This is a genomic window from Pseudoalteromonas sp. Angola-4 (genome assembly GCF_028599265.1).
Lineage (GTDB): Bacteria > Pseudomonadota > Gammaproteobacteria > Enterobacterales > Alteromonadaceae > Pseudoalteromonas > Pseudoalteromonas atlantica.
Window position 1 is genome coordinate 474,154 of record NZ_JAQREK010000003.1, and the last position, 15,061, is coordinate 489,214.

At 37.9% G+C, this 15,061-nt stretch carries 16 protein-coding genes; 2 read left to right on the plus strand and 14 right to left on the minus strand.

The window, feature by feature from the left end; translation table 11 throughout:
- Positions 1-2: 2 nt before the first annotated feature.
- The 7 genes from PSH48_RS06845 to PSH48_RS06875 all read right to left on the minus strand — a co-directional run bounded on the left by PSH48_RS06845 (position 3) and on the right by PSH48_RS06875 (position 8,328).
- Entirely contained in the window at positions 3-515 is a 513-nt protein-coding gene (locus PSH48_RS06845) for a hypothetical protein (RefSeq protein WP_273611184.1), read from the minus strand.
- Between the two features lie 20 nt (positions 516-535).
- A complete protein-coding gene (locus tag PSH48_RS06850; RefSeq protein WP_128081081.1) occupies positions 536-1,177 on the minus strand; it encodes a HupE/UreJ family protein in 642 nt (213 codons plus the stop codon).
- Positions 1,178-1,238: 61 nt separating this feature from the next.
- Positions 1,239-4,385 (minus strand): efflux RND transporter permease subunit, encoded by a 3,147-nt coding sequence (locus PSH48_RS06855; protein ID WP_273605401.1) that lies wholly within the window; start codon positions 4,383-4,385, stop codon positions 1,239-1,241.
- A gap of 12 nt (positions 4,386-4,397) precedes the next feature.
- The gene (locus tag PSH48_RS06860; protein ID WP_273611194.1) at positions 4,398-5,633 is read right to left on the minus strand and encodes an efflux RND transporter periplasmic adaptor subunit; all 1,236 of its coding nucleotides are present in this window, start codon (positions 5,631-5,633) and stop codon (positions 4,398-4,400) included.
- Between the two features lie 11 nt (positions 5,634-5,644).
- Positions 5,645-6,913, minus strand: coding sequence for a TolC family protein (locus PSH48_RS06865; protein ID WP_273605400.1), 1,269 nt, complete (start codon positions 6,911-6,913; stop codon positions 5,645-5,647).
- A 74-nt stretch (positions 6,914-6,987) separates the two neighbouring features.
- On the minus strand, positions 6,988-7,932 hold the full coding sequence (locus PSH48_RS06870; protein WP_273605399.1) for a M56 family metallopeptidase: 945 nt from the start codon (positions 7,930-7,932) through the stop codon (positions 6,988-6,990).
- A gap of 9 nt (positions 7,933-7,941) precedes the next feature.
- Positions 7,942-8,328, minus strand: a complete 387-nt coding sequence (locus PSH48_RS06875) for a BlaI/MecI/CopY family transcriptional regulator (RefSeq protein ID WP_273605398.1) — start codon at positions 8,326-8,328, stop codon at positions 7,942-7,944.
- A 588-nt stretch (positions 8,329-8,916) separates the two neighbouring features.
- Here PSH48_RS06875 and PSH48_RS06880 point away from each other — a divergent pair.
- Complete coding sequence (locus PSH48_RS06880; protein WP_273611185.1) at positions 8,917-9,684, plus strand: DUF6088 family protein; 768 nt, start codon at positions 8,917-8,919, stop codon at positions 9,682-9,684.
- The gene (locus PSH48_RS06885) at positions 9,666-10,685 is read left to right on the plus strand and encodes a nucleotidyl transferase AbiEii/AbiGii toxin family protein (protein WP_273611186.1); all 1,020 of its coding nucleotides are present in this window, start codon (positions 9,666-9,668) and stop codon (positions 10,683-10,685) included. Before PSH48_RS06880 ends, PSH48_RS06885 begins: the two co-directional genes overlap by 19 nt.
- 307 nt (positions 10,686-10,992) lie before the next feature.
- On the opposite strand, the gene PSH48_RS06890 is transcribed toward PSH48_RS06885, so the two are convergent.
- The 7 genes from PSH48_RS06890 to PSH48_RS06920 all read right to left on the minus strand — a co-directional run.
- Positions 10,993-11,724 carry a glutaredoxin gene (locus PSH48_RS06890; RefSeq protein WP_273611187.1) on the minus strand — a complete coding sequence of 244 codons (732 nt, stop codon included), beginning with the start codon at positions 11,722-11,724 and terminating at the stop codon, positions 10,993-10,995.
- 33 nt (positions 11,725-11,757) lie between these two features.
- On the minus strand, positions 11,758-12,267 hold the full coding sequence (locus tag PSH48_RS06895; RefSeq protein ID WP_064387011.1) for a DUF305 domain-containing protein: 510 nt from the start codon (positions 12,265-12,267) through the stop codon (positions 11,758-11,760).
- Between the two features lie 140 nt (positions 12,268-12,407).
- Entirely contained in the window at positions 12,408-12,746 is a 339-nt protein-coding gene (locus PSH48_RS06900; RefSeq protein WP_273611188.1) for a DUF411 domain-containing protein, read from the minus strand.
- A 190-nt stretch (positions 12,747-12,936) separates the two neighbouring features.
- Entirely contained in the window at positions 12,937-13,425 is a 489-nt protein-coding gene (locus PSH48_RS06905; RefSeq protein WP_008109928.1) for a YybH family protein, read from the minus strand.
- A 23-nt stretch (positions 13,426-13,448) separates the two neighbouring features.
- Positions 13,449-14,357, minus strand: a complete 909-nt coding sequence (locus PSH48_RS06910) for a copper resistance D family protein (protein ID WP_273611189.1) — start codon at positions 14,355-14,357, stop codon at positions 13,449-13,451.
- Between the two features lie 11 nt (positions 14,358-14,368).
- Complete coding sequence (locus PSH48_RS06915; RefSeq protein ID WP_008109924.1) at positions 14,369-14,776, minus strand: copper resistance CopC family protein; 408 nt, start codon at positions 14,774-14,776, stop codon at positions 14,369-14,371.
- 22 nt (positions 14,777-14,798) lie between these two features.
- Positions 14,799-15,061: copper resistance protein B (locus PSH48_RS06920; protein WP_273611190.1), on the minus strand; the 263-nt coding region annotated here is incomplete at its 5' end.

Genomic DNA, 15,061 nt, shown 5'->3' on the forward strand with positions numbered 1-15,061 from the left:
GTTTATTTAAGACCTTCAATAACGTAATCGCCATTGAAGATAAGTTGAATGCTAATATCTTGTTTAGTTGTATTTTTCCAATACCAACCATGAGAACCATCAAATGGGACTGTAAAGCTACCTTTCATCTCATTTACTGTGGCAATTGCATATGATTCAAAATAGCCTGTAGTGTCTCCTTTAGGCTCTCCATGTAAATCAACAAATAACTCTGCGCCATCAGTTGTCCATTCATAGGTTGCTTTTTGAAATTGCTTCATATCAAGTTTGTACTCGATACCTTCACCTGCGGGAACAGTAAGGATCACAGAGTCTTGTTCACCATCAGAGTACTGTTGCGCTGAGGGCGTTGAAGCCTCATCATTAAATACCGTTAAGCCAAGCTTTTCACCAATACCAGTAGGGTCAATGTTGTACTCCGCTGGCAAAATGAATAAAACAAGTGTAATTATCGCTACCAAGAATGAAAGAATTGTCGCTTTGATTAATAAGCGACTGGTTTTATTTGATTCCATAAATATATATCTCATAATAATTAACTAACAAAATATCCGGTTAGTTGCATACCAACTAACATGAAGCCACCACACATTAATGCTGTATTTGTAGCTTTGGCAAAACGGTTGAAGCTTTCGAATTGACGCCAAAAATTAATAGCTAGAAGAATAAACGCCAAAGCTAAGAATTGACCAATTTCAACACCAATATTGAAAGATAATAAGTTTGTAGCAAGCCCTTGCGACGGCAACTCAAATTCTTGAATTTTGGTTGCTAGACCAAACCCGTGGAACAGGCCAAAAATAAGCACCGCTTTTTTAGGATTTGGTTGCTTTCCAAAGAAGTGTTTGAATCCACCTAAGTTATCAAAGCCTTTGTAAACAACTGATAAGCCGATGATTGCGTCGATTAGATAAGCATTAACTTGAATATTGGCAAGTACTCCACCCATTAACGTTAAGCTGTGCCCAATCGTGAACATACTGACATAAAGTAAAACGTCTCGACTGCTGCGTAAGAAAAACAATACACCGACTAAGAACAACAGGTGATCATAGCCCGTTACCATGTGCTTTGCGCCTATGTATATAAACGGCAGAACTTGCACACCCGTATTATTTTGTAAAAAGTTGCGTGTACTATCATCAACCCCATGTGCGAAGGCTTCAATTGAAGCCATCGACAGTAGAATCAATAACGGGTACAGCAAATAAGAAAGTTTGAATTTTCCAAACATTTATTTACCCTTTATTTTCTAGTAATTGATTGTCATTTTGCTCAGCCAGGCTTTCGTCTTTTGAATGCAATAGACGATATAACGCAGGTAGAACAAATAACGTTAAGATTGTTGAAGAAATCACTCCTCCTATTACGACAGTAGCTAACGGCCTTTGCACTTCTGAGCCAATACCCGTATTTAACGCCATAGGTATAAACCCTAGTGAAGCGACTAATGCAGTGGTTAAAACTGGCCTTAATCTGGTTAAAGCCCCCTTAATAATGGCAGTTTCTAAATCATAGTTTTTCTTAACGAGATCTCTAATAAAGGAAACCATGACTAGGCCGTTTAATATCGCTATACCCGATAAAGCAATGAAGCCTACTGCCGCTGAAATAGAGAATGGAATGTCACGAACTATTAAGGCGAATATTCCACCTGTTAATGCCAGTGGCACGCCTGTAAATATAATCAATGAATCTTTCAATGAACCTAATGCAAGTAATAGCAAACCAATAATTAAGACTAATGTTACGGGAACAACTATGCTTAATCTTTGCGAAGCTGATTGTAGTTTTTGATATGTGCCGCCATACTCAATCCAATAACCAGCAGGCAATTGAACATTAGCATCTATGGCTTGTTGCACATCTTTAACAAAGCTACCTAAATCTCGTCCGCGAACATTAGCTGTAACCACAACTCTGCGTTTACCATTCTCACGATTCACTTGATTTACGCCTAGAGCCATTTCGACATTCGCTAATTCCTGTAGTGGTAGATAGCCACCGCTTGGCAAGGTAATTGGTAGCTGTGAAAGAGCATCTACATCTTGTCTTTGCTCCTCTGGTAAACGAACCACTATGTCGAAGCGCTTATCACCGTCGTAAAACTTACCTGCAATCTCACCTCCCATAGCAACAGCAACTTGATTTTGAAAATCAGAAATACTCAAACCATACAATGCTAATTGTTCACGTTTAGGGTCGAAAGTTAATACAGGTAAACCTTTAGTTTGCTCAACTTGAATATCACGAATGCCTTCAACACCTTGAATCGACTTTTCAAGCGCTTTCCCAAGCTCCGTTAACGTATCAAAATCGTCTCCAAACACCTTAATAGCAAGCTCAGCACGTACTCCTGCTAATAATTCATTGAAGCGCATTTGAATCGGTTGTAAAAACTCGTAACGGTTTCCCGGAACTGGTGTTACTAAAGCTTCGAGCTCTTTAACAAAATCTGCTTTAGGTTTATCTGGATCAGGCCATTCACTACGAGGTTTCAGAATTATAAAATTATCGGCTACACTCGGTGGCATAGCGTCCGTTGCAACATCTGGCGTCCCCACTTTTGCAAAAACGCGTTCAACCTCAGGTAATGACTTTATTCTGTCTTCTAGCACCTTTTGCATTTCAATAGATTGGGTAAGCGACGTGCCAGGTATACGTAAAGCGTGCATAGCAATATCACCTTCATCTAAATTTGGTACAAACTCGCTACCTAACTTAGTACTCATAACACCGGCAACAGAAACTAAAGCAACAGCACCAATTACCACCACCCATCGAGCTTTTAGTACCAAGGATAAAATAGGCTTGTAAAATGAAACACTGGCTTTCATGATCACGTTTTCTTTTTCAACGACTTTACCTTTGAAGGTTAATGCGATTGCAGCAGGTATGAAGGTGACCGATAGGATCATTGCACTAACCAGCGCAATTACAACGGTAATCGCCATAGGGTGGAACATTTTCCCTTCTACACCCGTTAAAGCAAAAATGGGAAGGTACACAGCAGTGATAATAAAGACACCAAACAGTGCTGGACGGATCACTTCTCGTGTGGCTTCGTACACAAGCAGTAAGCGTTCTTTTACTGGCAATGCGTTACCATTAGAAGCTTGGCTTAAACGGCGAAGGCAGTTTTCAACAATGATAATGGCACCATCTACAAGTAAACCAAAATCAAGCGCCCCTAAACTCATTAAGTTAGCACTGGTACGAGTTTGGATCATGCCTGTTACAGTCATAAGCATGGCAAAAGGAATTACAAGCGCTGTTAAAAATGCAGCTTTAAAATTACCTAGCAGCAAAAACAGCACAACAATAACCAAGATAGCACCTTCAATAAGGTTCATTTTTACTGTATCGAGAGTTTTGTTAACCAATTTAGTTCGGTCATAAACGGCATTAACAACAATACCCTCAGGTAGAGATTTATTAATCTCTTTTAATCTTTCACCAACGCCTTTGGCAACCTTTTGGCTATTTTCGCCTATTAACATGAAAACAGTACTTAATACGACTTCGCGACCATCTTGTGTCGCCGCACCAGAGCGAAGCTCCTTGCCTTCGGTTACCTCAGCAACGTCTTTAACACGAATAACTCGGCCACTAGATGACGGTAAAGGAATATTTGCTAGTTGCTCAACAGTTTCAATTTGCCCCGGTAAACGAATCAACCATTGCGCACCACTTTTCTCTATAAACCCAGCCCCTTTGTTTTGGTTATGTTGATTAATAGCTTCAATTAAATTCTGCTGAGAAAGGCCGAACATTAATAACTTATCAGGGTTCAAGGCGATAAGTATTTCACGCTCATATCCACCGATAGGGTTTACCTCGACAACGCCTTCAACTTGCATAAGCTGCGGACGGATAACCCAGTCATGAACAGTTCTTAGATCTGTAGGAGTGATCTCACTACCATCTTTGTTTGTTGCCCCTTCACGCGCATCAACCGTAAACATAAAGATTTCCCCAAGCCCAGTAGAAATAGGGCCTAATTCAGGCTCTAAGCCAAAAGGGAGCTCAGATTTAGCGGCGCCTAAACGCTCGTTAACCAACTGCCTTGCAAAATAAATGTCAGTCTCATCTGTAAATATAGCAATTACTTGAGATAGGCCGTACCGTGAGACTGAACGAGTATATTCAAGGTTTGGCACACCTGATAGAGCTGTTTCAAGCGGGAATGTCACCCTTTGCTCTACTTCCAGAGGGGTATAGCCGGACGCTTCTGTATTAATAACTACCTGAACATTGGTAATGTCAGGTACAGCATCGATGGGCAGTTTTTGAAAGTTCCAAACGCCCAACATACCGACAGCAAAAACAAAAATGAGTATTAATTTGCTTCGCTCTATGGAAAATTTTAAAATCGAATCCAACATATCTTCAATTCCTTAGTGGTCGTGTGATGCGCCAGACTTTTCAATGTCAGCTTTAATGATGTAACTATTCGTTGTCACATATTCCGTTCCTAAAGGAATACCACTAAGTACTTCTACCCATTGGCCTGATTTGCGACCGATCTCTAACATACGCACTTCGTATTGGTCTTCGAACTTTCCGTAAACTACCGTAAAGTCACGAAAGCCTTGCAAGCTTTCTGCTTTAACCGCCATATCAACGGTATAGCTATCTACTAAAACTTGTCCTGTAACAAACTGACCTTGGCTAAATTGGTTATCTGAATTATCGATAACAGCGCGATAGACTTTGGCTTGTTCAGAGGTCAATTGGTAAAGTGTGTCTGATAGTGATGTCTTTACTGCATCTTTATAGCCCGGAATATGAATATCTACTTCAGTACCTAATGTGATCTTGCCCTGATCCATAGGGTAAACATTTAACTCAGCAACTAGCTTTTTGGTATTAGTAATGGTTAATAAAGTTCGACCAGAAGATTGCTCACCGATACCGACGTTTTGTGATGTAACCACACCATCTATTGGCGCAATCACTTTATATAGTTGTAAGCTTTCATTTGCCTCTATAGTCATCAAAACCTGCCCCTCTTTAACCGGCTTACCTAACTCAGTATTAAGCGATTTAATTTCGCCCGGAAAACGTGCTGAGATATTGCGAATAGCATTTGGTGGCAGAGTAAGCTCGCCATAAACCTTTAAGCGCTCTTCCATTTCTCGACTAGCAATAATTTCTGTTTCAATCCCCATTGACTCAGCCATGACATCAGCTATTTGTGTACGGCCTTCGTAATTGTCATAAGACCACTGATAAGTTTTACCTTTATACTTTGCCTTTACTGTCACGAGGAACGAGTGCGGCTCATAAATTTCCATGTCACCACGAAGATAATTGTTCTCAACATAGAAGTTAATATTGTCAGTGCCATCTCCTAAACGAGAAAGTTTAACGTTTAAATCAACATCGTTTGGGTTTATAGCGCTCCCAGCCTTAGTTACAAAAACACGAAACTCTGGTGGTACTCCCGTTTCAAAAATGGCAAGCTCGATAGCAAAGTCACCATTACGAAGCATACGACCATTATTAGGTCCTTTTTCTACTTCTTGTACAGCTTCAACATTATTTTGTGCACATGTCACAGGGCTATACATAGATAGCCCTAACCCTATTTGAGTCAACGCAATTACAGCGGCAATAGATTTAAGTTTCATCATTTTCTCTCTTACATTGACACAGATGTGCCTGTTAATCGTTCTAATTCGATATTAAATAACTGAATATTGGTATACGCATCAATCAAGTCCGATTGTGCTTTCACTAACTCTTGTTGTACGACGTGCCAATCGGTATAACGATAGCTGCCGAGGCGATATGCTTCTTCTGCCTTTTTGCTAGCTTCTTCAAGGTATGGAATAGATTTGTTTGTTAAAGCGTCTATAACATGACGATTGTGTTTAAGTTTATGAGTCAGCAATAATGCTTGTGTTGAAATACGCTGATAAAGCGCATCTGATTTAGCTTTACTTTGGTTTTGCTTAGCTTGAAGAGAAGATATTTGACCTCTATTTCTATTATTTCCTCCTAGTGGAATTGAGATCCCAGCAGTAAATGCAAAGTCATCTACCGCTTCATTTCTTCTAATACCAGTAGAAATCGACCATGATGGTTTTTGTTCGACAATCGCCAAGTCAATTTCGGATTGCATCACATCTTGTTCAATCAAAAAACGTTTTAGCTGTGGATTAGCCTTTAAACCTTCTAAAGCGGTATTTAAGTCCTTTAAGCTTGGAATATTCGCTAAATTACCATTGACTGCAAAACGAGTATTTCCTTCCCACTGTGCTGCAAGTTGAGACTTAGAAGCTTCTATTTCATGCGCTAAATCTTCCACTTCTAATTCAACTAGTGATAGCGCAGCTTTTGCTCTTAACTCATCAACAACAAAAGAGCTACCTGCTTTAACTTTACGTTTAATTTGCTCGAGAGCTTGTTGAGATTGTCTCTGTGCTAATTTTGCCAAATCCAATTTCATAATCTGTGAAAGCAACTTGATATAGATACGAGCCGTCTCTGATGCAACATCAATCGCTTTGACTTGTTGTTCAATAGACGCAGACGATACCTTGGTATTTGCCAACTTTACTCGCGAGTCAATGTGGTCTTTTTCTAACAGCCAAGAAATACTGAGTGTAGTTTGTAGGCCCTTAACTCCCGAGTAACTGCCTGTACCAAACGCATCTTCAGCTAAAGCGTTAACTATCATAGGAGTGCCAACACTTGCTTGTTCAACTAATGCTAATGCCGATTCTTTTTTATAAATGTAAGACCTTAGTTCTGGATGCTTTTTAAGCGACAAACCTATCGCTTCATTTAATGAAATTGTATTTTTTGCATGAGCAGATAACGTAACGCTAAACAAACCGATACAACTAAACACCCTAAAAAACCGACTTACAATCGGTTTTTTAGTTGGATTTTTTCTAAAAAACATAAGTTTACCCTTTTAGACTTACTACCCATAAAACCGACCTTAGATCGGTTTTAAACTTAAAAAAAATAAGCCACTTAGTGACCAAAGAAGGTTTCCATAAAGTGATGAATACCATCGATTGAAGCTGAAGAAACAATCACTAAAACCATAACTAACGAAAATGTTATACCTTTGTGAATTGGTTCAAGCTTCAATTTATCAAGCAGAAAATATATACGCTGCTCTAGTACATCCGCACCAAAATTTACCACTAAGCTTTTATTTTTTAATAGATCGCTTTGCGCATTAAGCTTAGCAACTTTTACTAGTGTACTGGCCACAAATAGTTTTGAAGTACCGCTTTTTATTACTGCGTTGTCGGCTTCTTGCTCCATTGCTAAAATCATATGTAGCTTCAGCCTTTGTGCTATCGGTTTTATAAAAAATAAACATAACAGGGTAAAAAGCCACTTCTTCGCAGGATCATTTATCGCAATATGTGCCCTTTCATGTTTAATAACTACGTCGTACTCTTCACAAGTGGTTTGCTCAATAAGGGCAGTAGTGACAAAGCACTTTTTCGTAAAGAAACCACTCGTAAATGCAGATGCATTATCTGATTCTATTTGATATATATCCGTTTCTATATTCTTTGAAAAGCACATCAATGATTCGATTTCTCTTTTGTGGTTCCATAAAAGGCGCCCTTGACTTATTAAGACATACATTACGAAAGACAGCGCAACGCCAACGGTAAAGCCATGCCAGCTAAACCATTCAAAATGAGTCATATGGTGCCAATGTAAAAAAGCAAAATCATATAGGCTATCCCCGGTGTGGTAGGCCTGAAGTATTAAAATTGCTGGTACAAAGCTGAGGGCCCAAGGCAATGATACAACTGTCCAAAGCAAGAACTTACGGGACTTAACTTCAATTTTTATAATTTGCTGACCAAGGAGCGAAAAAATTGCTGACAAAGAGACATTTGCCACAATAAAAGTAATTGAAAAGATAGCTAATAAATTAAAAAAAACAGACATATTTTTAAGCTACTCTTTTTCACTGTTGAGTTTTTGCTTTTGCGCTTCGATAAGTGATTCTAACTTATCCAACTGCTCAACATTGAAGTCTTTAGAAATTGAAGTAAAAGCTGCTATGAGGCTATTATCGTCTTCAGTTATAAAATCGCTTGTTACCGATTTAATAAGCTGGCCTATTAACTCATGCCTTTCAACTCTAGGCTGATAATGAAATGCATAGCCAATTTTCTCTCTAGACAAAAGCTCTTTCTTAAACAAACGATCTAACGTGCTTTGGTAAGTATTCAGACTTCCACCACGTAGCTTTTCAAAATGGGTATAGACTTGCTTCACATCTGAGGACTTATGCTGCCACAAATATTGAAGTACTAATTTTTCTAATTCACCTAACTTCATATGAGCCTCAATTTAAAACCGATTAATGATAGGTATTAAATCAAAATTAAAACCGATGTTCAATAGGTTTTATTTAAATAATTCTGAAAAATAATACTTTAGTGAATAATTTGTAATTAACAAACCATTGAAAAATTTGATTTATGAGCTTAAAGACCGAGCCGGAAAAGGCTTCTAAAGTGATACGAATTTACCCTTTAGCTCCAATAAGACCCCGAAAAGTGGCTCGTATAGCTATCTAGGTTAACACTTTCAAAAAGCAGAAGTATATTTCCGATAACTATCTTTGAAGCCCTAGAAACGGATGTTTTAAGATTATAAGCCGGTATCTAATGAAAGCTCGGAAGTCCCACTCGTTTCTGCCCCAAAATGAGCTAGGGTGCTTGCTAAAAGCTAAAGAGGATGACGAGACTGATAGTGATTCAAAGAAACGCTACCTTCCCAAAATAGGGATATGAAAATAATATGGGGTGTTATGGTACATTTTATTTCTTACATATCAATGTAGTGTGTTCTATACTTGGGTTCGATGGTTGATTTTTTACGTACTGCCTTCATAATAGATGTTAGGTTAATCGGAGGTTTATTATGTCCACAGCTGAAAAAGTAAGGTCTGACATACGAAAAATGAAGCCTGGCACTGTTTTTTTGGTTAGTGATCTTGAAGCGTATAAAGAATCAAAATCTGCTACAACAAAGGCTCTTGCATACTTCATTAAAAAAGATGAAAAAAATGATAATAGTTCAATTGGTAAGATTGCTGATGGATTATTTTATAAAGTTGAAAAAAGTAGATTTGGTAACTTGCCGCCATCCTATAGAGAAGTAATCCACGCTTTAACATACAGAAATAAAAGAAAGGTTGGCTATACAGTGGGACCTAGCTTGTTCAACAAGAAAGGGCTTAGTACTCAAGTCCCTTCAGTTGTTACTATCATAACATCGAAGAATGCTCCCCATCATATTGATGCATATGGAATTAAAATTGAAGTAAAACGTACTAAAGAAACAGTACGAGAAAAGGACATTGCTAGATATGAACTGGAATATATTTTAAACAATATTAGTAAAATTCAAGATTTTGAGGGTCGCAGCTTATCTGAGTCATTAGAGGAGTATATACAACATATTGTTGATGACTCTAGGAATTTGAGAAAGTTATATAAACATCTAAGTTATAAAAAAACCAAGGCGCTGTTCGGTGCAATTCTAGATGACTATCAAGAAAAACACGATGCAAACTTTGAGGGGTTTCTTTCTGAAATAAGGAGCGACTTGAGCATAAGAAGCCATTATCGATTAGGTAGTCTTTCTCGGTATATAAAAAATAAAGATGAATGGAATATTACGTTTTGATTCTACATGAAGATAAAAACCAAAAGGTATTTGATCAAGTAATACGGTTTACAGCTGCTGAATTCAATGTACCTCAAGCTTATGTTGAAAAGGATTACTTCTTAACAAAATCACTGCTTAATTTATCACAATCTTCGGATAAAGATTGCATTGTTTTTAAAGGTGGAACATCACTTTCAAAGATATACAAAGTGCTCTTTCGGTTTTCAGAGGATATCGATTTAGCGATCATTCCGGAGAAGGAGTGGGGTGACAATAAAATCAAGAGAGTAGTTAAGCGGGTTGTTAAAAATGCTAGCAAAGATCTTGAAGAGACAGGGGAACAATTTAATTCAGGCTCAAAGTTCAAGAAAGTAAGGGTTCGCTTCCCACTAATTGATCCCAATCAGGATCTTGGTGAAGTCCAAAAGACGATTTTAATCGAGTGCAATGCATTTACAACCCCATCACCTATTGAGAAAAAGCCCGTAAGAACGCTAATTGCTGAATGGGCAATTAGAAGCGGAAACTCTGACATTATTGAAGAGTTTAACCTTCAGGATTTTGAGATTAATGTGTTGTGTTGGAAACGAACACTCTGTGAGAAGATTTTGGGTTTGATGGCTGCATCTACGAGAGATCTACTACAAGATAAGGTTCGCCACTTCTACGACATCACATTAATGTTGCGCCATAATGAAATAAAGGAATTCACTAACTCAGATTGTTCTTTCTTTAAAATGATGGGGGTAGCAGTACAGAATGATATTAATCATGCTGGTAGATTTGAGATTCCTTGGATAAATAGTGACATAGGTCTCAATCAGCCTTTCAACGAGTTTGAAATAAGTTGGAAACTTGTCGAAGAAGCTTATTATGGTGATTTCGAGAAAATGGTGACTAGACCTGAGCGAAGCCCTGGCTTTGATGAGATTTCTGCTGCATTTAGTTGGTTACAGACTAGGCTTGTCAGCTACTCAAATAGCTCTTTTCATCAAGATTGCTTACGCTCAATGAGCTGAAGACATAACTATAAAATCCAAAGGGACAAGATTAAGTCTCGATGCGCTCATCGCGACCTTATTTAACCCTTTTTTGGGATATTAGCTAACTCACTATTGTCCAAAAACGAGTTTGTATGGACGTCTGCTTCTCGCTCATAGCAGTCTGCCTGATGAAGTCTAAACTTATTCACTTAAACTGTAAGATCTGATATGAGCTAGTACAGCTGATATGCTATTTACGACAAAGTCGCTCGGTAATTAGAGCGACATAATCCCTTGGTAATCACACTAGTACATCATCATGTTTTTAAATTAAAGCTGTTGTTTACTTAACAAACATCCAAATACCGGCAGCGATCATAAACAGGTTTTCTGTTAGGGAGATAAACCCTAGTGGTACGTTACTGTCACCGCCTACACACGCACATTTTAACTCTCGTTTATCTATATAGACTGCTTTTATCACTGAAACAGCACCAACCCCACCTATGAACAATGAAATAGGGGCAATAATATAGGCTGGTAATCCGGCTATCATTCCAATGCCAACAAATGCTTCTAAAAACGGGTAAACATAGGCGTACCTGACTACTTTCATAGCGACTAAGTCATAGGTTATAAATGAATTAGTAAAGCTAAATAAGTCTTGAAGCTTTTGTATTGCTAACACTGCCATTGTTAGGGCTACAAACAGTTCAGCGGTTTGCATTGATAATAAGCTATTATTCGCTGCAAAACTAAATGCCACACTAAGCAAAAAACTAACCGAAAAAATCGCAATCACGGGCGTGTAAGTTGTACCTTCTTGCCCAGCTTTTGGCTTATCAAAGTAATCGCGTAAGTCGTCATAGCCACCTATACGTTTATTATCAATAAATGTTTGAGGTGTAGTTTCTACATTGTGTTGTTTTTTAAATTCATCTGTTTGCTCTCGAGAAGTTAATAGCTGATCATCAACTGTATATCCCTCTCGCTCTAGTAGGTCTTTTGATTTTAAACCAAACGGACAAATATGCTCATCTGTGGCCATTCTAAAAAGTTGGGCTGATTTACTCATGTTTAGCTCCCTTTTATGTATTGGTATAAAATTTTACTTAGCATTAAAATCCGGTACGGTCCTAGATTGTGCTTGCTCCTGAGTTTCTGCTAGGCCATTTTTCTCTATATCCTTTAGTAACCACTGCATTTCTTTAATCTCACGACGCTGTGCCTCAATAATATTTGTTGCAAGCTCTTGGACTCGCTTATCTTTGATTTTTGCCCTTTCACTGGTGAGTATTGCAATTGAATGATGTGGGATCATCGCCGACATCCATGAGCTATCATCAACAGTCGCTTGTGATCGAACTAAAAATAAACTTCCCGCAAATACGGTAACACTAGCAATGAGTACTGTTATATTTTTCTTTTTATCTTTATACATATTGAGCATGAAAAGTAGCATTATCACTGCCATCGTGGCTCCCATATAAAGCGCCATATAAGTACGAGTTTCACTAAAAAAAACATGACTTAGCTGATAAGTATTCAAATACATCAGTACAAACATGACTAATGTTGATGTGGCTATCATTAAGAAAAACTTTAAATACTGCGACATTAGATGGCTCCTTTTTATCATTTACTTTGTATATTATTTATACCAATGGGTAATTCTTACAGGTTATTAGGCGTAAACCCACTATATATTTAATCATTGAATCAATGTTTAATATTACATCAAGAGTTGTGCCATAAGTGTTAAAACTGCTCAGCGTATTTGCTAATATGCTTATAAGTATTCTGCTGTAAATCGTGCGTAAGCATTTCAATATTATATTTATAAAAGCGATCGCCCATTTCCATACCTGGCGTACCAGCAGGCATAGAGGGAACAGAGAGCCCTATCGTCTTTTCAGGATGTTGTTCAGCTAAAAACTGTTTTATATGTTTGGCGGGAACATGACCTTCAAATACAAATCCATCGGCTGAAACGGCTGTATGGCATGACCGCATATTTGGTTTTACTTGATACTGAGATTTAATCGTCCCCATGTCATTGACGTTAATTGCTTTTGTTTGAATATTGTTTTCGCTCAAATGAGCAATCCACTTATTACAACATCCACAATTATTACTTTTATAAACGGTAAGCTCAATTTTAGGTTTTTCTGAATTCTCATAAGTTATTAATGCTTTATGTTGTTTTTAGATACTTATCGCCGAAAATGACATAGTTAATGATAAAAATAACGCTGAGGTAATGTAGATTACTCGCATTGTTAACTCCTTAATTTGACCAATGAATATGAGTGATTTTCCAACCTGTATCGGTGTTTTTTAATGTGATTGATTCCATTCCCATAGACTTAATATCTTTTCCTTTGTACTTTCCTTGAGTTTTACTTCTTGAAATTGAGTAAGCTATGTCTCCATTTGTGTAAACTTGATGCTCTAGTAGTTCACTATTAACAGCACTTAAGAATTTCATATCCGCTATCATATGATGTTTCGCGTATTCATCTGCAGAACGCTCAACACTTCCGCCTTCAAAAATGATGACATCGTCGGCCAGTAATTTACGTGCAGCTTCGCGATTGCCTTGTTTTAGAGATGCATGAAATAGGCTGACTGTTTTTGCAGCCTCGCTATCAACATTGACAAAGGCCTTGCCTTTTTTTGAATATTTTTCATCGTCATGTGCACTAACAGTAAAAGAACTAACAGTGCTAAAAATTAGTAGCAATAAAATTTTTAAATTAAAGGATTTAATTAACATACATTTTCCTTTTTTATTAATCGTTAAATAGGCGGACCAACAAGTGTTGTAAATACACTTGTTGTAATAAGTACAAATAGGGCAATTAATATTTCAACAGTGATCGAGCGTTTTAATATACTTATATGGTGTTGTTGAGTGATTTGCGGGACTAAAAAAAGCTTATGCCATGCACCTAGTAACAGCATCGCGCTGACGAGTAACAGCTTTAATAAAATTAGTTGCCCATAATTTGATGTAAACAATGCAGAAAGTGACTCTAGGTACTGCAGGAGCAGAGTTAAGCCCGAAATAAGTAGTACAAATACAATAACAATAGCGAGTTGACCAAAGTAATGCATTAACCGCTTTACTTCACTGGTAGGTAGTAAAGTGCAGCTTTTGTAAAGCGGCCACAATGACCCTAACCAGCTCGCAATGGCAATAAGGTGAAAGGTTAAAATACTTTTCACTAACCCATTTTCATTTGCACTGTGCCCAGTAAAAGTGAAGCTATAAGCGATAAACCCAAGCATGATTAGTATAACGGCACCGTTTTTATAACCTGCTACGTTATCATCTGATTCCACACTCCACATACATGCGCTAATTAGAGCAATAATAAGCGCTGGTATTCTAAACGTTGCTTGGTCACCTATGACTGATTGCCAAATAATTTCAAGCATAAAGGGGTCAAACATTCCCATAAAGCCTGATTCAGCCATTGCTCCAGCTTCTATTGGTACTTGTAAAAGTGCAGCAATACTACCTGTAACTACACACGTAATTTGCCAACGTTTTAAGAACTGATAAAAGCTAATTAAGTGATGCTCTGCAACATTGCTGTTGCCACACATAAAGCGCATTAATAAAGTGCCCGCAAGCCCTGCAATTGCTATATAGCTTGCTAGTTTTAATAATAGTAAGAGTACTGACCATTCACTTAATTGCATTATGTTGCTACTTAATGATTATGTTTGCTGTGGGTATTAGATTGTTCTTGCATCATCTTATGCGATTCACTTTTGTGTACCATAAATCTAAACGTGTCGGTCATTTTATGTCCATCACCACCCAGTGCTGTCCATTTAACCGTGTAAGTGCCTTGGGCTAGGCTCGGTAATGACCAATTAAAGTCTGTGCTTGGGGTGGCGCTGGGTTTGAAATCAAAGTTTATTGATTTATTTTTTTCATCTTTGATGATGACTTTTGCTAGCCTTACTTCACCACCAAAAGTTAACGAAAGTTGCTCTGGGCTTTTCATTAACATGGCTTCTTGCGCAGGTGTTGATTGCTTGAGTGATATATGCGCTGATGCGGAAAATGTAAGCACTAAACCTAAAATGGCTACTGCAGAATTAAAAAACTTCATAATTACCTCTTATTTAAAATGATTAAAACCAAAATTTAATACCCGCAACAAATGCGGTGTTGTTGCTACTTTGTCCACTTGATGTGGCATAGTCGGCTGTATTGCCAAATTTATTGCTCCATTCAACGCCAATATAGGGCGCAAACTGGCGTGTAAATTCATAACGAACCCTAAAGCCAATCGCGCTGCTTGATAGGCCACTTCCAAGTTCGTTTTGTTTATCGTTTTTGCCATAAAGTGTAATTTCGGCTCGCGGTTGTATAATTAGCTTTTGCGTGAGTAATA